The organism is Leucobacter chromiiresistens, assembly GCF_900102345.1.
Classification (GTDB): domain Bacteria; phylum Actinomycetota; class Actinomycetes; order Actinomycetales; family Microbacteriaceae; genus Leucobacter; species Leucobacter chromiiresistens.
The window spans coordinates 1-15,441 of sequence record NZ_FNKB01000002.1 but is presented as its reverse complement, the minus strand read 5'-3'; the positions used below and the strand labels follow the sequence as shown (position 1 = coordinate 15,441).

Sequence of the window (15,441 nt, the reverse complement as noted above, 5' to 3'; positions counted from 1 at the left end):
CTGTCAAGTAGACTGTGCGCATGGATGACGTCGAGGCACGGGAGCGCATCGGGAGCGCAGCGGAAGAGCTCTACTACCGCAAGGGCTTCTCCGCCGTGGGCATGGACGAGGTGCGCTCGAGCGCGGGCGTCTCCCTCCGCCGCCTCTACGCGCTCTTCCCCTCCAAAGACGCCGTGATCGCCGAGGTGCTCGCGCGCCGGCACCGCGAGTGGGAGGAGGGCCTCTCGCAGCGGGTCGCCGCGGCGGGGCCGAGCACTCGCGACCGGATGCTCGCCGTGTTCGACTACCTCGACGGCTGGTTCCGCGATCCCGCGTTCCGCGGCTGCGCCTTCATCAACGCGTTCGGCGAGCTCGGCGGCACGCACGCCCACGTCGCCGAGATCGTGCAGGATCACAAGGCGTCGTTCCAGCGCTACATGTCGCAGCTGGTGCGCGACGCGGGGGGCACCGAACCGCTCGCCGCGCAGCTCTCGATCCTCGCCGAGGGGGCGCAGAGCACCGCCGCGATCGGCGACGATCCAGCGGCTGCGCGGCACGCGCGCGACGCGGCCGAAGTGCTCATCGCGCATGCGACGGCGAATCCGGGCGCGGCCTGACAATTCGGCAGCAATCGGGGCACTGTCGCCGCCGACCGATACACTTGTCGGGCGACTGCGGCGCTTCGGGCGCTGCGCGCGGCCTCAGCTTGGAGCCGTCGAACACGTCGCAGGAAGGCTCAGACATGAGCACGATCAGTCCCCCGAACACCGATATCGTTTGGGCGGAAGTAGAACACGGCTTCTACGTCGGAAGTCGAGGCGGAGAATTCCTCGGGTACGTCGACGTCGAACATGAGACGAGAAACGTCGTCTGCGACATGTACTCGCGACCGGTCGGCGAGTTCACCTCGCTCGCCGAGGCGATGCACGCACTCGAAACCCTGCAGCCATCAGAGGAAGGGGCAGCCAGCATTGCCTGAGTCACATCTCGCCACGGGAAGCATCCCCCTCCCCGAAGGCACCCTGCGCTCCCTCGTGTACTCGAGCGAGGCGGTCACCCGCTTCTACCAGGACGATCTCGATCAGCTCCTGGTGCAGGCGCGACAGCACAACGAGTCGGTCGACATCACCGGCATCCTGCTGTACAAGAACGGCCAGTTCATCCAGTTCCTCGAAGGCCCCCCGGAGTCGGTGGACGCCCTCATGGAGACCATCCGCCGCGACGGCCGCCACACCAACGTGCGCATCCTCATCGACGAGTTGACGCTCGAGCGGCAGTTCGACGAGTGGACGATGGGCTACCACCCCATGAAGAACCAGACGTCGGCGGCGCTCCCCGGCTTCCGCGACTCGTTCGCCGACATCGCGGAGTCCCCCGACGCCCTCACGACCGGCCGCGCGGCGAAGGAGCTCGCGCTGTGGTTCCGGGTGCGCTCCGCGAAGCGGGCCCAGGTCGCCGCCTGACCCGCTCGCACCCATTCGCAGCCCCTTCGCGCCCCCGGCGCGGAGGGGCTGCGCCGTTCCACGCCCGCCTCTGAGGGGGGGCTGAGCTTCGCGCGCGGCTTCGCGCTGCCCCTCGCGCGAAGCTTCGCGCTGGGCTGCGCACCGGGCTTCGCGCTGCCCCCTCGCGCGAGAGCGAGGGGTTCACGTGAGAGCGAGGGTTTCTGACGCTCCGATTCCCTCACGTTCGGCGCAGACCCTCGCTTTCGCGCGGGTGGGAGCGTGCGACGGCGGTGAAGGCGGCGCGGACGGCGGCGCGGACCGAGGCGCGGACCGCGAGCCCGCAGAGCCGCTCCGAGTGCTCACGGGAACCTCGCGGTGGAATCGGCCCGCCCTGCGGGATACGCTCGACGCATGACGGAGCACGAGGATGACGACCGCGAATCGTCGAAGAACGATGAGAAGCTCGCCAACTTCATCGCGTACGGCATACCGTTCGGATTGATCGCCGGCGTGATCATCGGCACGCTGACCGGCAATGTCGGCCTGTGGATCTCCCTCGGCCTCACATTCGGGATCCTGGGCGGCGTCGTCGCCCACTCCGCGCGGCGCAGCGCCGGCGCTGAAGACCCGAACGCCGAAGAGTGAGTGCTGTGCGCGCAACGCGCTGACTCTGCGACTGCGTCTCAGCGATGGTGCCCCGGATAGGAATCGATTCGAGAAAGACCGAATCAGCCACTCAACTTCCGCATGATCACGCCACTTTTGAGGGAGTGTGAGGGGGTGTCGAAGGGGGTCCGGGTTGCTCGAGTGTGGGCAAAATGTGGGCACGGCGGGCCTGATCGAGTGCCGATGCGACGAGGTCGAGATCGTCATCGAATAGGTCCGCGTAGACATCGAGGGTCATCGCCGCTGACGCGTGCCCGAGCATGCGCTGCACGGCCTTCACATTCGCTCCGCTCGCGATTGCCAGCGACGCCGCAGTGTGGCGGAGATCGTGCGGTGTGACCCTCGGGAAAGTCGGGTCTGCGGCCTGGCAGCGCTTCACGGCCTCGGCGAACCATCCACGCTTCGAAGCCGACACTGGAAGGTGAGCGGCGCCCGTCCCGAACAGCGGTGAGTCGAGTTCCTTCCCGACCGCGAGCTCGGCGAACTCCTCGCGAAGGAATGACGGGATCGGCACGGACCGGGCGCGGTGAGTCTTCGGAGTGCCGACCACGAGCTGCCCGGACACTGTGACGGCGTTCTGAGTCACACGGACGCGCCCGCGCATGAAGTCACAGTCGATCACGCGAAGGCCGGTGATTTCACCCCATCGCAGCCCCGTGTAGGCGAGCGCATTGACGAGGGTCGAGTGGGCGCGGCTCTCGCGCGCGAGGTGGGCGACCTGCGCGTGCGTGAGGTAAGCGTGGCTGCGACGCACTTTCCTGGGCAGTTTCACACCCCGTGCTGCATTCGACGAGATCAGTCGATCGCGCGCGGCGACGTCGAGGATCGATGAGAGCACCCCGTGTGCACGGTTGACGGTCGATGCTGATTTCGGCTTCCGCTCCCACTCCCCTTCACGCGCGCCGGGAATCCCGGTCGAGAGCTCCGCCACCCATGCCTGTACCTCGGAGAACGTGATCGATGCGATCTGACGCGTCCCCCACTTCGGCTTCACATGTGTGCGCCAAGACCCTTCCATCGCGACGCGCGACGCTGGCTTGAGGTGCAGCTGCGCTGCGATCCACGCGTCGCCGATCGCCGCGACTGTCGTTCGCCCGAGCGAGGGGTCAACGTAGTCGCCGGTCGCTTTCAAAACGGCGACCGTTGCAGCGAAGAGCTCGGCCTCGCGCTTCGTCTTGAACCCGCGCTTGTCCGTCTGGGTGCGGTCGGGCTTCCGGTAGCGCACTCGGTATCTGCGCCCCGAGGCTGTTTCGTACGGTGTGATCGTGGCCATGAGGCTATTTCTGCCGGGGCTTCTTGTGCCGCGCTGTGAACTCGCCAGCGTCTTTCGATCGCCCCTGCCTACTCGGACGGACTTGGCTAATCACCTGTGCACCGCCCCCGATGACACCTGTTACCGCAGCGATATACCCAGCTGCATCTTTCCCATTGATCAGCAGAAGCATTCCGAGGACCACAAGCAACGTCGGCAACAGAGTAACCACGGTAACCGCGAAACGATATGAGTATGCTTCGGCGCGGATCGGGAGTAGATCGGCATCGATCTGCGCCTTCTGCTCGCGCTCCGCCATTGCGAGAATTCGGCCAGGCATGGATGGATCCACTCGCTTGTAGCCTTCAAGGGCTTCGGGCGAATGGAGTTGCGGCTGCGCCTCGAGAAAGACCTGCGTGATCTCCTGCTGAACAGTCTGCTGAACGAGTGCGACTAAGCGATCTTCTTGTTGGCTATCGTCGCGGCCGTGCTCATGTAGCGGCCGGTTCTCTGCCACGCCAGTGCCGTGTATGGCTTCCGCCTCGACGCTTCGCTGAGGGCCCGCAGGCGCCGCGGAGTCGGGGCGAAGCTCGTCTTGACGGCCCGCTTCAAGCCCGTCACTGCTGCGTGGCTCGGGGTCGTGGTCATGGGACAACTGTACGTCCTTTCTGATGAATGTCGCATCCATGCGTCATTCAGGCTCATTTTCGAATTCAAACTGCTGCGAGCCCGCATGTCATGCGTCGCTCGGTCTTGAGGCTGTGGCGCAGGGAGTCCTCGAAGTAGTCTTCGTCCTCGAGTTCGCCGAAGATGTTGCGTGGAGCAGCGAGCGCATCGCGCTGCAGGTGGTGCTCCTGGTAGAGCAGCACGATCCGTCGCGTCGTGCGTAGCTTCTGAGCGATTGCCAGCGGGTGGGGATCCTCGAGCTCTGCGTTCCGGTACGCCTCGAGATTGACGAGCAGCTTCGCAGCGTAGATCCAGGCGCGCGCCTCCGCTTCGGGGCTGCTGCATCGATCGCCGTACTTGCAGTGGCCGAGCTCGTGGGCACACGACTCCCGCTGCTGCACGAGGTCGAGTCGGTCGTTCAGGAGAATCAGTCGCTGGTCGTCGAGGTACGCGCCGCGGCGGTGAGCGGGGAGCGACGCGAACGCAACTCCGACGCCGAGCCGTTGTGCCTCATCGAGCAGATCCTGCATGACTTCTCCTTACGGGGTTTCCTGTGATCGTTCTTGTTCTTCGTCGACGCCGGCCTCATCATGCGCAGCGAGCGCGTATCCGTCCAGTTCGACCTTCCCGAGGTGGGGAATGTCATCTTCACTTTGACCACCGACATTCGAGGCGTTTCCCGGGAGCGGATCGCTGAGCGAATCAACATCCATCGGCTCGGTGAGGGTCGAGGTCGCAGAGCTGTCCTGCACCCGACGCAAGATCTCTTTCGCCAACTGTTCATCGGTGGCGGTCACGAGCGCATTGGCGCCCGTCATGAACTTCGCCTCCGATTCTGTGATGAAGCCGATCGCGACAAGTTCTGGAAGCACCGGGATGCCGTACTCACGACAGATGCGGACGAGGAGTTCAGGGCGCAGTTCAGATTCGATCTGTCGTCCGATCGTGGTCGGCGCGACCCCGATGCGCAGGGCGATCGCACGCACGCTCTTTTCTCCGGTAATTCGCTTCAGGTAGTCAGACGCGTTCTCATTCACACGTTCATAATGATGCATCTTTGCATCATGCGCAAGCTGAACTGCCGCGTAATTACGCCGTTCCAAATTACAATGATGCAATTTGCGTTCATTTCGTGTTGCATTCGTTGCGTCCTGCGTGCATAGTTATCTCACCACGTAGCGTTCACGCAACAGAGAGGAACAGCAATGACGATGACGATCAAGATCAAAAAAGATCTTCTGAAGCGCATCCGCGAAATTCGCTCCATACCGAGCGAGGAAGTGCAAGCACGAATGATCGGTGTTGATCGGGTCACCCTGCGTCGAGTCGACAAGGGCAGCACCCCCTCGGCTGGCTTCATGGCCGGGGTTCACGAAGCGTTCGGACTGGGCCTCAGCGAAGCGTTCGACGTCGTGCCAGTTGAAGCAGTCGGTAGCAACAAGGCAGCGCAGGAAGCACCCGCAGCATGAGCGCCGCAGTCACGCCGATACGGAAGTCGGCAGCATCGCCCTCTCCGGTGTGGCTGTCCCCCGAGCAAGTCTGTGAGCGCATTCCCGGCATGACGACCACGATCCTCGCCGAACGCCGCAAGGCCAACCTCTCCCCCCGCTACTTCAAGCCGTCGAATAAGACGGTCATCTACGAGCAGGGCGAAGTCGACGAGTGGGTACGCGAGACCGCGTCCACTCCTCGCCACTAACGCACCGCTCCCGTTCTCGCCTCCGCCGACCTGGTGGAGGGCCGATTTGTCGTACCCGAAAACGAAGGAACTCCCCTCTCATGGACATCAACGTCATCGCCGGCGTCGCAGCGTTTCTCATCGCCGCGCTGCTCCTGCGGCTCGCTACTCACCGGTACGAGAAGGCGCTCGAACACCGCGCCGAGGCGGCCAACATGCTCGCCGAAGCGCGCGACGAGCGCGCAGACGCGGTGCGCATCAACGCCGAAACCGCCGGCATGCTCGCCCACGCACCCATCTCCGCAGACGAAGCGCGACGCATCTACGCGGACCTGGCTGATCCGCGCCGGGCCGAGGCGGGTGTGAAGTGAATGCGCAAGATCAGCGGCCCGCTCACCGTCGCGTGGCGCATCCTGTGCCTGCTCGCATGCACGTCAGCGCTGCTGCCATTCACGGCGGCGTGGTTCGTGATCGGCCCGGTCGTGCAGGGCGTCGCGATCTTGCTCTTCGTGATCTTCATGCTCGTCATCGCGCTAGCGGACTACGCCTCCTCCGCCGACTCGCCGCCGCGGTCCGCCGCGTCGCTCGAGCAGTCGGGATCGTGCAATGAGCGCCGGTAGTGCGCCGCGGTACGCGGTCGGCCTCGATCTCTCGCTCACCGGCTCCGGTGTCGCGGTGATCAGCCTGCACACCGGGCAGGTCGCCCTCGGCCTCGTCGAGACGAAGGGCACTGCGAAGGCTCGTCTCGACCAGACGCTCGACCGGTTGCAGGTCGCGCTCGCTGGGATCGCCGCTTACGTGCCCGCCGAGCGCAGCGTAATCGTGATCGAAGCGCCCTCGCTCGGCTCGCAGAACGGGAAGTCGCACGAGCGCGCAGGGCTCTGGTGGCGGACGGCGGGACTGCTGCACTCCCGCGGGCACATCGTCACCCAGGCGTATCCCCGCACCCGGGCAAAGTACGCCGCCGGCCACCTCCCCGTGAAGAGCACCCGGAAGGGCCCCGACAAGAACGAGGTCGTGGCCGCGCTCGCCGCCGAGCACCCGCACCTGCACCTCTCCAACGACAACATCGCCGACGCGTTCGCGCTGGCATGCATCGGCGCCCGACACCTCGGCGCCCCCATCGACTCCTCCACCCCGCAGCGGGTGCAGGCCACGGCCGCCGTCCGGTGGCCGACCACCGACCAGGAAGGAACCACCCGATGACCGTCAAACTCCTGTCCGCCCTGCCGAAGGACGACAAGAACGGGCTCGCCTCGATCGAGTCCACCCTCGCGGACCGCTACTACTCCGGCGGGCGCACCACCGCGATCGTCGTGCTCGAATCGCTCCGCGTAACGGACGAGGCCGGCGAGCGCACCCCCGCGGTGAAGGTCGTCCGCATCGAGCCCGTCACCGGCGAAGACGAGAATGCGGCGCTCGACCTGCTGCAGGGAGCGCTCGAGCAGCGCGTCGGCCGCCGCCCGGACACGCTCGACCTGTCCGACCCGGCTGACGAATTCGTCGACGTGCCCGCGTCGCCGTCGCTCGCGATCGAAGGTGACGTCGTTGACGCGGAGATCGTCGACGAGCCGGTCGCGGCGGCCGGGAGGACGTCGTGAGCGTCGCGCTCGGCAGCCCCGCGGCGTGGGTGCGGAACCTCCTCGGCGTCGACCCTGCAGGCGCGCCGGAGAGCACCACCGTGACCGGGCTGCGCAGCCCGCTCGGCGACACCATCACGGCGACCGTGTTCGACACCCCCGCACTGTCCGACGGGCACGACAACGCGCGCCTCGAGCTCGCCGAACTCGAGCGCGGCGACAACGACGCCGACCTCGGCATCGTCGTCTCCCCCGCCGGCCTCACCGGCATCGACGAAACCGCCCCCGAAGCGTGGAACGTCACCATGACGCTCCCCACCCTGCGCCGCATCCTCGGCCAGGACACCCACAACGAGAAGGAATGAGCACCATGACCACCACCACCTCCCCGCACACCGAGCAGACCGTCGACAACCTCGTACTCCGCCGCGTCGAACTCGACGACCTCATCGCCCGCGCCACCGAGGAGAAGCAGACCATCAACCTGCAGATCATCGAGAAGCTCGGCGACGGCACCCACGAGACGCAGCACGCGAAGGTCGTCATCGCGCGCCGCGGCACGCTCGACGCGAAGCAGCTCGAAGCCGCCTACCCGGCCGAGCAGTTCCCGCAGCTGTACACGACGTCGACGCGCCTCGACACCGCGCAGGTGAAGAAGGAGTTCGCGCCGACCGCGCTCGAGGAGTTCAAGACGTACTCCGCCCCGTCGGTCACGATCAAGTAGCCGCCGCCATGACCGAGCATCCCGTCGAAGCCCTCTACAAGGGGGTGATCGAGAACGCGATCGCCGCCCACCCCCGCTCCCTGCAGAAGCGCATCGGGCCCAGCGAGATCGGCATCGAATGCGACCGCCGCATCCTGTACAAGATCGCCGGCGTCGAAGAACCCCCGCGCCCGCCCGCGTGGAAGCCCGCAGTCGGGACCGCCGTGCACGACCAGCTCGAACGCTGGTTCGACGCAACGAACCCATCCGGCGACGTCGCGAAGACGGACTGGGTGACCGAGTGGGAGATCACCGTCGGGATGCTCGGCGCCGGCCCCGATGCGACACCGATCACCGGGCACAGCGACCTGTTCCACGTCCCCACGGGCACGGTGATCGACCACAAGATCATCGGCCCGAAGCAGCTCACGAAGTACCGCCTCCACGGCCCATCGCAGCAGTACCGCGTGCAGGCCCACCTCTACGGGAAGGGCTTCACCGAGACCGGCGGATGGGGAGACGCGAAGCACGTCGCGATCTCGTTCCTTCCCCGCGACGGCGAGCTCGGGAAGTCGTACTGGTGGCAGGAGCCGTACAACCCGCACCTCGCGCTCGACGCCCTCAATCGGCTCAACGCGCTGTACGGGCTGCTGCAGATCGTCGGCCTCGAGGCCGCGCTGCGCACGAAGGAGCTGTGCGCGGACGAGTGGTGCCCGTGGTGCTCACGCGAACGCCCGCAGCCCGAGCGGCGCAGCGTGTTCGAAGCCGGCACCGGGCCCGTGATCTCCCGACCGGCGACCCCGGCGCCCGCGCCGCCGGCCGCCACCCTCCAACCTCTGCCCGGCCTCGGGCAGATACCGCAGACGCCGCAACCGCAGCGCCTCAACCTCTTCCAATAACGCAACAACGAAACGAGGAAACACCATGTCACTGTTTGCAACCAGCACCGGTAAGGGCGTCAAGTTCAACGAGATCGGCGCCCGCATCACGGGGAAGATCGCGCAGCTGCCCTTCGAGAAGCAGGCCACGAAGTTCGGGTCGCAGGAACCCGACTACTGGCCCAACGGCGACCCGAAGATGCAGGTCGTCGTGCCGCTCACCGAAACGAACGCGCCCCGCGAGGACGGCAACGACGACGGCGACCGCACCCTGTATGTGTCGTCGACCGCGATGAAGAAGGCGATCTTCGCAGCGATCAGCGCCGCCGGCGCGCAGGACGTGCAGGTCGGCGGCACCCTCACTGTGCAGTACACCGGCAACGACCCCGCGAGCCAGAACCCCGCGAACCCGAAGAAGCTGTACCAAGCGCAGTACTCGCCGCCCGCGACCGGCCTCGCCCAGCCCGCAGCCGCACCCGCGGCACCGCAGGCCGCCCCCGCACCGCAGGGAGCACCTGCGCCCGCACCGCAGGCCGCGCCGGCGCCCGCCGCGTTCGCCCCGTCGCTGCCCGTCGGCGTCACCCAGGAGCAGTACGACAAGGCGAAGCAGCTGCTCGCGATCGGCAGCGAGAGCGCGCTGATCCAGACCGCGCTCGGCCTCACCGCCGAGCAGGTCCAGCACATCGCCGCCGGCACCTTCTAACCCCACCCGAACCGCGTGGGCGCCGACCACACCGGCGGCGCCCACGCCCCACCCCAGACAGGGAACACCATGCGCGACCTCGCACCCCGCCGCCTCATCCGCGCCGGCGACATCGTCCACATCAAGAACCAGGACGGCAGCTGGAAGATCACCCGCACCATGCCCGCCCAGGGAGGCGGCACCCGCATCACCGCATCCAGCCTCCACGCATACCCCCGCGTCGACATCACCATCGCAGCGTCGCGCGCCACCCTCGCACACCAGGAGTAACCCCTTGACCTACGCCGCCACCGTCGCAGAGCTGTTCCAGGCTGGCATCTCGGTCGTTCCCGTCGCCACCGACGGCACGAAACGACCTGCCATCGCATGGAAGCAGTACACGCAGCAGCGCGCCGACATCGACCAGCTCGACGCCTGGTTCATGCGCGAAGGCACCACCGTCGGTGTCGGCCTCATCACCGGACGCATCTCCGGCGCCCTCGAAATGCTTGAGCTCGAAGGCCGCGCCGCGCACCGCGTCCCCGAACTGAAAGCACTCGCCGACGCCACCGGCCTCACCGAGCTCTGGGACCGCATCACCACCGGCTGGTTCGAACTCTCACCCTCCGGCGGCGTGCACTGGTTCTACCGCCTCGCCAACGCCGACGTGCCCGGCAACACGAAGCTCGCCGCCGGCCCCGACCGCATCACCCTCGCCGAAACCCGCGGCGAAGGCGGGTTCGTCGTCGCCGCACCCACCGGCGGCACTGCGCACCCCTCCGGGAAAGCCTGGATGCGGCTCGCCGGCGGCCCCGCCACCGTCCCCACCATCACCAGCGACGAACGCGAGCAGCTGCACGCCCTCATCCGCACCATCGACGAAACCGTCGACACCACCCCCACCCAGCCCAACGGGCCCGTCGCCGCGATCTGGTCCACCTACCAGCAGCACGACGGCGACATCACCCCCGGCGACGACTTCGAGCAGAAGACCGACTGGGCCGACATCCTCACCCCCCACGGGTGGACCCTCATCCACCAGCGCGGCAACCTCCGCTACTGGTGCCGGCCCGGCAAGAAGGACGGCATCAGCGCGAGCACCGGCCGCGCCGACGACCGCGACCGCCTCTACGTGTTCACGTCGAGCACCGCGTTCGAACCCGAAACCCCGTACACGAAGTTCGGCGCGTACGCCCTCCTCGAGCACGGAGGAGACCACGCCGCCGCCGCGAAGCAGCTCGCCGCCGACGGGCACGGACACCGCGCACCCCGCCCGCTCGCACCCGCCCGCCACCTCACCGCCGTACCGCGCGCCGGCGAGCTCGCCGTCATCGACCACAGCAACACCGTCACCGCGCCCGCACCCTCACCGCTCGTCGGCTCCGACTCCGCCGACCTCACCGACGCCGGCAACGCCCGCCTCCTCGCCGCCGACTACACCTCGCAGCTGCGCTTCATCCCCGACGCCGGCCGCTGGGCCGAGTGGACCGGCACCCGCTGGGAATGGGCGCCCGACGACGCCCCCGCCCTGCAGGCAGCACTCGACATTGCCGACCGACTCCCCACCGATAACGACCAGATCCGCAAGCACCGCGTCCGCTCACTCAGCACTCGCGCCCTCACCCAACGTCGTCCGCCTCGCCCGCGCACTCCCCACCATGCGCACCGCCGCCGCCGAGTTCGACACGCACCCCTGGCAGCTCAACACCCCCGGCGGCGTCGTCGACCTCACCACCGGCGCCGTCACCCCCGCCACCCCACACCTCTACCACTCGAAGCAGACCAGCGTCGCACCCGACCCCGAACGACCCACCCCGCTCTGGACCCGGTTCCTGCACACCACCTTCGGCGACGACGAACCCATGATCACGTACGTGCAGCGCCTCGCCGGCCTCTCGCTCGCCGGCACCGTCGTCGAGCACATCCTCCCCTTCCTCCACGGCGCAGGCGGCAACGGCAAGACCGTCTACCTCGAAACGCTCACCACCCTCCTCGGCGACTACGCCACCGAAGCACCCCACGGGTTCCTCCTCGCCGGCCGCGACCGCCACGAAACCGAACTCGCATCCCTGCAGGGCCGCCGCTTCGTCGTCGCCGCCGAGATCAACGAGGGCACCCGATTCGACGAAGCCAAAGTGAAAGCCCTCACCGGCGGCGACAAGATCACCGCCCGCTTCATGCGGCAGGACTTCTTCACCTTCAACCCCTCGCACACGCTCTGGCTCATGGGCAACAACCAGCCCAAGGTCGAGTCCGGCGGCAACAGCTTCTGGCGCCGCCTACGCCTCATCCCCTTCACCCGCATCATCCCCGAATCTGAACGCATCGAGAACCTGCAGCAGCGACTCGTCGACGAAGAAGGCCCCGGCATCCTCGCCTGGCTCATCCAAGGATGCGTCGACTACGTCGCCAACGGCGTCCGCGAACCCGACAGCGTGCGCGCCGCCACCGCCACCTACCAGCAAGAGGAGGACCACCTCGCCCGCTTCATCGAAGACCGCTGCATCCTCGGCGGCGGCGAACACGCCCGCATCCAGACCTCCGAACTGCGCCGCGTCTACGACCAGTGGTGTCGCGACGAGAACGAGCGCGAGCTCTCCGGCCAGTCGTTCGGGCGACAGCTGCGGCAGAAGTTCGACATCGACGTCGCGAAGTCGAACGGTCGCCGCTACTACACCGGACTCATGCTCGCCGAGCACGAAGCCGAATCCGACGACCAGTCGCAGGGCGGCCTGTTCGGCACACACTGGGCCGACCGATGAGCAACCGGAGTAACGCGCCCTGCGATCGGTCCCTGCCCGCGGCCAACGAGGGACAGAAAGGGACCGAAAGGGACCGACCAAAATCAGCAACTGGCCCTGCCAACTTCGCTGAAATCACGGGACAGAACGCGACTCAGGGACCGATAGGGACCGATATTTCGAAGTACGCCAGCTCATTGATAGGTAACAGGGCAACAGAGGGTTCTGCCCCTACCTATACGCAGCCGATGCCAGTAAGCGCGAAATCGGTCCCTGACGGCCCTCGAGGCCGGCCATGAAACACCACGCCTTCCCCGCCGAATGCCCCCGATGCCACGCCCCCGTGCTCGCCACCCAATGGGACTTCTCCGACCTCATGCCCACCCACGGCACCCGACGAGCCGACCCCGTCGAAAATCCCCCGCCGACATCGAAGCCGCCTGCATCATCATCGGGCCGCCCCACCTACAACCTCCACCGACGAGCAGGCCGCCCACACTCACCCGCCGAGACCCCGAATGGCACCGCCGACACCACCACGGCCCACCCAACGCAATCCTCCCCGCCCACGAATGCGGCCGACCACTCCCCGGCACACCCCACCCCTCGAACCCGCCACCACCGAAACCACCGACACCACCGACACCACCCCCTTCTGAGAAAGGCACCCGACATGGCGAAGATCAGCCCGAAACTCGTCGACGAAACCGTCACCACCAGCGGCTACCGCATCACCCGCGCCAGCACCGTCGTACACATCACCGACACCCACGGCACCACCATCGGCGAAGGCACCCACACCGTCAGCGCCGCCTCCGCATCTTCATCAACCCCCTCAAGCGCCACGTCACCACCGTCACCGACCTCGGCGCAGCACTCGACGAAGTCAGAGCAGCACGATGACCACCTACGCGCCTCTCACCGAGACCGACCTCGACGCCCTCGCCCGCATGGGGCTCCCCCAACATCACTCGACCTCCCGAAGGAGCGGAGGTCGGCAGCTATCGAAGTCGGCCTGCTCCCGCTGCTCATCCGAGTGAGCACGAAGAGCAGAAAGAACACCGGCGCGAATGACAGCCCACAGCAGCAGCCAGAACAGCACGAAGCCGACGATCCCGGCGGCGATGTAGATGAAGAACAAGAGCTGCGCATTTTCCATGCGCACAGACTACCGAGAGGCGACACCATGACGAACCAGAAGGCCCCCGTGCAGGGTGGCGTACCCGAGGAACAGATTGAGGCGGCTGCACGTGCTCTCGCGTGCCTCGAGCCGGGCGAAGACTGGCCTACGAACGGCGAGCTCGGCGGGTCGCCGACGGGCACGCGCGACGACGAGTACCGGACCGCATGCGCGATCAAGCACTGCCGCTATGGAAGCTGCCACGGCGGGTCAGCGTCGGCGTCCCGCCGATCCAGCGGGCGAGCACCACGATGCCGAGGAGCGCGAGGCCGAGTGCGGTGCTACGGCGCGGGACGGTGTGACTGAACCGAAATGCCCCGCCTGCGAGGCCGAGTCCGAGGATCATGCGGCAACGGTAACAGGCGACCGCGAGAAGCTGACCGCGCGACTTCGGCACGGCGCGGAGGTGGTCGATTGGTACTCGCATGAGTGCGCCGACACGATGCGCGAAGCCGCTGACGCTCTCGCCGCTCCGGTCGAGGTAGACGAAGCGAAGCTCGCCGAGTTGGCCGACATGATCGACTCCCGCGAGTGGACGTGGTCGACGTTCGGCAACACCCTCGGTCGGCAGATAGCCGAACTCGTCGCCGAGTGGCTGCGAGGTGAGGGGCGATGAGCCGCGAGCTCGCCGTGATCGTGCACGCGGCAGAGGCGCAGACCCCGTTCGGCGACATCCCGTTCGGCTACGAGGCCCGCGTCGTGGACGGCACGATCGAGCGATACAACCCGCGCAGCATCGTCGACCTCTGGCGTCCGACCGCCGCGTGGGCGAAGGCCGCCGGCGACGCCTGGATCCGCCGCGCTCGTCGCCGCGAAGAACGAACCCGCCGTCGCGAGCAGCGCGCTCGCCGCGCCACCGGATACGAGGAGAAATCGCATGCAGACTGAGAGCTCATGGTCGGGTTCGTTCAAGTGGCACCTCGAGCAGGTGCCGTTCCAGCTCATGCACATGCGCGAGCTCGCGGAGAACACCCTCGCAGCGCAGGACACGAGCGCCGTCGTCGTGTCGGGCACGAGCGAGAAGGCCAGGCTTCCATACCGCGTCGACCCCGCCGACGACGCCGACCTGCTCTACGCAACCCTGATCATCTTCGGGCGCGAGGTCGCGGAGAAGATCGGCGGCGCCTCCCCACGCCCGCTCCGCGCCCGCATGTGGTCGGGACGCGACGAACCGCAAGGGCTGCCGCTCTGCACCCCGTCCGATGCGTTCGCGATGTCGACCGAGATCATCCGGTGGCTCATCGCGTGCACACACCAGATCGCCCATGATGCGACCTTGAACGACGCCCCCGAGTCGCTCATCGACCTCATCCGCGAAGTACGCGGACGCTACCCGCGAGCCGAGCCGAAGTTCCGCGCCTACCGGCGCAGACCGTGCCCAACCTGCGGAGAGCGCCTGATTCACCCCACGTACGAAGAATCGGCGGACGAACCCACCATGAGGTGTGACGGATGCCGGGACTCCTGGCCCTGGAAGGACTACCTCGAGGCATGAGCGAATGGCTGACCTACCGGGAGGCTGCCGAGCAGGTCGGCCGTTCTAAGCGTGCCCTGCAGCGCTGGCGACGACACGGATGCCGATGCAGCTCGACGCAGAGGGCCGACGGATCGTGCACGAAACTACGTTGTTCGCCTGGTATCGCAAGAACCTCAAAGCGTGGCCTGCACACCAGGCGAAGCTCCGCAGAATCATGCGCGACACGCCGGGTGGCACGGAGGCTTGACCGCCCCCTAGTGTCACCCCCTACCTTGAGTGTTGAGCAAGTGGCCGGAGCGCGATAGCGACCGGCCCTTTCTCATTCCTTCCGGGGTGCGCGGCTCACGGGCGGTGGTGCCGCGCACCCTCAATTCACGAGAACGTCTTCAAGACGCAGCAGCAACATTATGACGGTGACCGTCACTGCAGCCGCGGTCAATGCCTTCGCCGCCGAATCGAGCCGGTCGGCCAGGTGCGTTTGCCGGGCTTCGCAACCGTTCTTCTATGGAGCTTCCCC

Annotated in this window: 27 protein-coding genes; 19 read left to right on the top strand and 8 right to left on the bottom strand. The window is 67.0% G+C overall.

Annotated features, from left to right (window positions below; genetic code table 11):
- Positions 1–20: 20 nt before the first annotated feature.
- The 4 genes from BLT44_RS13010 (at position 21) to BLT44_RS12995 (ending at position 2,066) form a co-directional block, all read left to right on the top strand.
- The gene (locus BLT44_RS13010; protein WP_010156244.1) at positions 21–596 is read left to right on the top strand and encodes a TetR/AcrR family transcriptional regulator; all 576 of its coding nucleotides are present in this window, start codon (positions 21–23) and stop codon (positions 594–596) included.
- A 125-nt stretch (positions 597–721) separates the two neighbouring features.
- The gene (locus tag BLT44_RS15400; RefSeq protein ID WP_010156243.1) at positions 722–958 is read left to right on the top strand and encodes a hypothetical protein; all 237 of its coding nucleotides are present in this window, start codon (positions 722–724) and stop codon (positions 956–958) included.
- Positions 951–1,442, top strand: coding sequence for a BLUF domain-containing protein (locus tag BLT44_RS13000; protein WP_231291531.1), 492 nt, complete (start codon positions 951–953; stop codon positions 1,440–1,442). Before BLT44_RS15400 ends, BLT44_RS13000 begins: the two co-directional genes overlap by 8 nt.
- 390 nt (positions 1,443–1,832) lie before the next feature.
- On the top strand, positions 1,833–2,066 hold the full coding sequence (locus BLT44_RS12995; protein WP_010156241.1) for a glycine zipper domain-containing protein: 234 nt from the start codon (positions 1,833–1,835) through the stop codon (positions 2,064–2,066).
- Between the two features lie 106 nt (positions 2,067–2,172).
- On the opposite strand, the gene BLT44_RS12990 is transcribed toward BLT44_RS12995, so the two are convergent.
- The 4 genes from BLT44_RS12990 to BLT44_RS12975 are packed head-to-tail and all read right to left on the bottom strand — an operon-like array spanning position 2,173 to position 5,060.
- Positions 2,173–3,360, bottom strand: coding sequence for a site-specific integrase (locus BLT44_RS12990; protein WP_010156240.1), 1,188 nt, complete (start codon positions 3,358–3,360; stop codon positions 2,173–2,175).
- Positions 3,361–3,364: 4 nt separating this feature from the next.
- Entirely contained in the window at positions 3,365–4,027 is a 663-nt protein-coding gene (locus BLT44_RS15395; protein WP_074689791.1) for a DUF2335 domain-containing protein, read from the bottom strand.
- A gap of 25 nt (positions 4,028–4,052) precedes the next feature.
- The gene (locus tag BLT44_RS12980; RefSeq protein ID WP_010156238.1) at positions 4,053–4,535 is read right to left on the bottom strand and encodes an ImmA/IrrE family metallo-endopeptidase; all 483 of its coding nucleotides are present in this window, start codon (positions 4,533–4,535) and stop codon (positions 4,053–4,055) included.
- Positions 4,536–4,544: 9 nt separating this feature from the next.
- Positions 4,545–5,060, bottom strand: a complete 516-nt coding sequence (locus BLT44_RS12975; RefSeq protein ID WP_143025929.1) for a hypothetical protein — start codon at positions 5,058–5,060, stop codon at positions 4,545–4,547.
- 150 nt (positions 5,061–5,210) lie between these two features.
- On the opposite strand from BLT44_RS12975, the gene BLT44_RS15390 reads away from it, so the two are divergent.
- The 11 genes from BLT44_RS15390 (at position 5,211) to BLT44_RS12925 (ending at position 9,817) form a co-directional block, all read left to right on the top strand.
- Positions 5,211–5,474 carry a transcriptional regulator gene (locus BLT44_RS15390; protein WP_143025930.1) on the top strand — a complete coding sequence of 88 codons (264 nt, stop codon included), beginning with the start codon at positions 5,211–5,213 and terminating at the stop codon, positions 5,472–5,474.
- Positions 5,475–5,563: 89 nt separating this feature from the next.
- The gene (locus BLT44_RS15690; protein WP_155819049.1) at positions 5,564–5,704 is read left to right on the top strand and encodes a hypothetical protein; all 141 of its coding nucleotides are present in this window, start codon (positions 5,564–5,566) and stop codon (positions 5,702–5,704) included.
- A gap of 80 nt (positions 5,705–5,784) precedes the next feature.
- A complete protein-coding gene (locus tag BLT44_RS12965) occupies positions 5,785–6,054 on the top strand; it encodes a hypothetical protein (RefSeq protein WP_010156236.1) in 270 nt (89 codons plus the stop codon).
- Complete coding sequence (locus BLT44_RS12960) at positions 6,055–6,303, top strand: hypothetical protein (protein ID WP_010156235.1); 249 nt, start codon at positions 6,055–6,057, stop codon at positions 6,301–6,303.
- Positions 6,290–6,889 carry a hypothetical protein gene (locus BLT44_RS12955; protein ID WP_010156234.1) on the top strand — a complete coding sequence of 200 codons (600 nt, stop codon included), beginning with the start codon at positions 6,290–6,292 and terminating at the stop codon, positions 6,887–6,889. The genes BLT44_RS12960 and BLT44_RS12955 overlap by 14 nt, the downstream gene beginning before the upstream one ends.
- Positions 6,886–7,284, top strand: a complete 399-nt coding sequence (locus BLT44_RS12950) for a hypothetical protein (protein ID WP_010156233.1) — start codon at positions 6,886–6,888, stop codon at positions 7,282–7,284. Before BLT44_RS12955 ends, BLT44_RS12950 begins: the two co-directional genes overlap by 4 nt.
- Complete coding sequence (locus BLT44_RS12945; RefSeq protein WP_010156232.1) at positions 7,281–7,628, top strand: hypothetical protein; 348 nt, start codon at positions 7,281–7,283, stop codon at positions 7,626–7,628. Before BLT44_RS12950 ends, BLT44_RS12945 begins: the two co-directional genes overlap by 4 nt.
- 5 nt (positions 7,629–7,633) lie before the next feature.
- Positions 7,634–7,987 carry a hypothetical protein gene (locus BLT44_RS12940; RefSeq protein WP_010156230.1) on the top strand — a complete coding sequence of 118 codons (354 nt, stop codon included), beginning with the start codon at positions 7,634–7,636 and terminating at the stop codon, positions 7,985–7,987.
- Positions 7,988–7,995: 8 nt separating this feature from the next.
- Positions 7,996–8,865: a hypothetical protein gene (locus BLT44_RS12935; protein WP_010156229.1), complete on the top strand. Its 870-nt coding sequence runs from the start codon at positions 7,996–7,998 to the stop codon at positions 8,863–8,865.
- A 25-nt stretch (positions 8,866–8,890) separates the two neighbouring features.
- Positions 8,891–9,547 (top strand): hypothetical protein, encoded by a 657-nt coding sequence (locus BLT44_RS15685; RefSeq protein ID WP_074689797.1) that lies wholly within the window; start codon positions 8,891–8,893, stop codon positions 9,545–9,547.
- A gap of 69 nt (positions 9,548–9,616) precedes the next feature.
- A complete protein-coding gene (locus BLT44_RS12925) occupies positions 9,617–9,817 on the top strand; it encodes a hypothetical protein (protein WP_010156227.1) in 201 nt (66 codons plus the stop codon).
- 328 nt (positions 9,818–10,145) lie between these two features.
- On the opposite strand, the gene BLT44_RS15985 is transcribed toward BLT44_RS12925, so the two are convergent.
- Positions 10,146–10,865 carry a hypothetical protein gene (locus tag BLT44_RS15985; RefSeq protein WP_244887489.1) on the bottom strand — a complete coding sequence of 240 codons (720 nt, stop codon included), beginning with the start codon at positions 10,863–10,865 and terminating at the stop codon, positions 10,146–10,148.
- A gap of 319 nt (positions 10,866–11,184) precedes the next feature.
- On the opposite strand from BLT44_RS15985, the gene BLT44_RS15980 reads away from it, so the two are divergent.
- Complete coding sequence (locus BLT44_RS15980; RefSeq protein WP_244887488.1) at positions 11,185–12,288, top strand: DNA primase family protein; 1,104 nt, start codon at positions 11,185–11,187, stop codon at positions 12,286–12,288.
- 702 nt (positions 12,289–12,990) lie between these two features.
- Here the strand turns inward: BLT44_RS15980 and BLT44_RS16085 are convergent.
- From BLT44_RS16085 to BLT44_RS15680, 3 genes are all read right to left on the bottom strand, one after another.
- Positions 12,991–13,113, bottom strand: coding sequence for a hypothetical protein (locus BLT44_RS16085; protein ID WP_280513604.1), 123 nt, complete (start codon positions 13,111–13,113; stop codon positions 12,991–12,993).
- A 121-nt stretch (positions 13,114–13,234) separates the two neighbouring features.
- Complete coding sequence (locus tag BLT44_RS15380) at positions 13,235–13,426, bottom strand: hypothetical protein (RefSeq protein ID WP_143026150.1); 192 nt, start codon at positions 13,424–13,426, stop codon at positions 13,235–13,237.
- A gap of 196 nt (positions 13,427–13,622) precedes the next feature.
- The gene (locus BLT44_RS15680; RefSeq protein ID WP_176783307.1) at positions 13,623–13,793 is read right to left on the bottom strand and encodes a hypothetical protein; all 171 of its coding nucleotides are present in this window, start codon (positions 13,791–13,793) and stop codon (positions 13,623–13,625) included.
- Between the two features lie 96 nt (positions 13,794–13,889).
- Between BLT44_RS15680 and BLT44_RS15675 the strand changes: the two genes are divergently transcribed.
- From BLT44_RS15675 to BLT44_RS12905, 3 genes are read left to right on the top strand one after another with little or no spacing between them, the layout of a single operon-like run.
- Positions 13,890–14,063, top strand: coding sequence for a hypothetical protein (locus tag BLT44_RS15675; RefSeq protein WP_176783306.1), 174 nt, complete (start codon positions 13,890–13,892; stop codon positions 14,061–14,063).
- The gene (locus tag BLT44_RS12910) at positions 14,060–14,335 is read left to right on the top strand and encodes a hypothetical protein (protein ID WP_010156223.1); all 276 of its coding nucleotides are present in this window, start codon (positions 14,060–14,062) and stop codon (positions 14,333–14,335) included. The genes BLT44_RS15675 and BLT44_RS12910 overlap by 4 nt, the downstream gene beginning before the upstream one ends.
- On the top strand, positions 14,325–14,942 hold the full coding sequence (locus tag BLT44_RS12905; RefSeq protein ID WP_010156222.1) for a hypothetical protein: 618 nt from the start codon (positions 14,325–14,327) through the stop codon (positions 14,940–14,942). The genes BLT44_RS12910 and BLT44_RS12905 overlap by 11 nt, the downstream gene beginning before the upstream one ends.
- Positions 14,943–15,441: the final 499 nt, after the last annotated feature.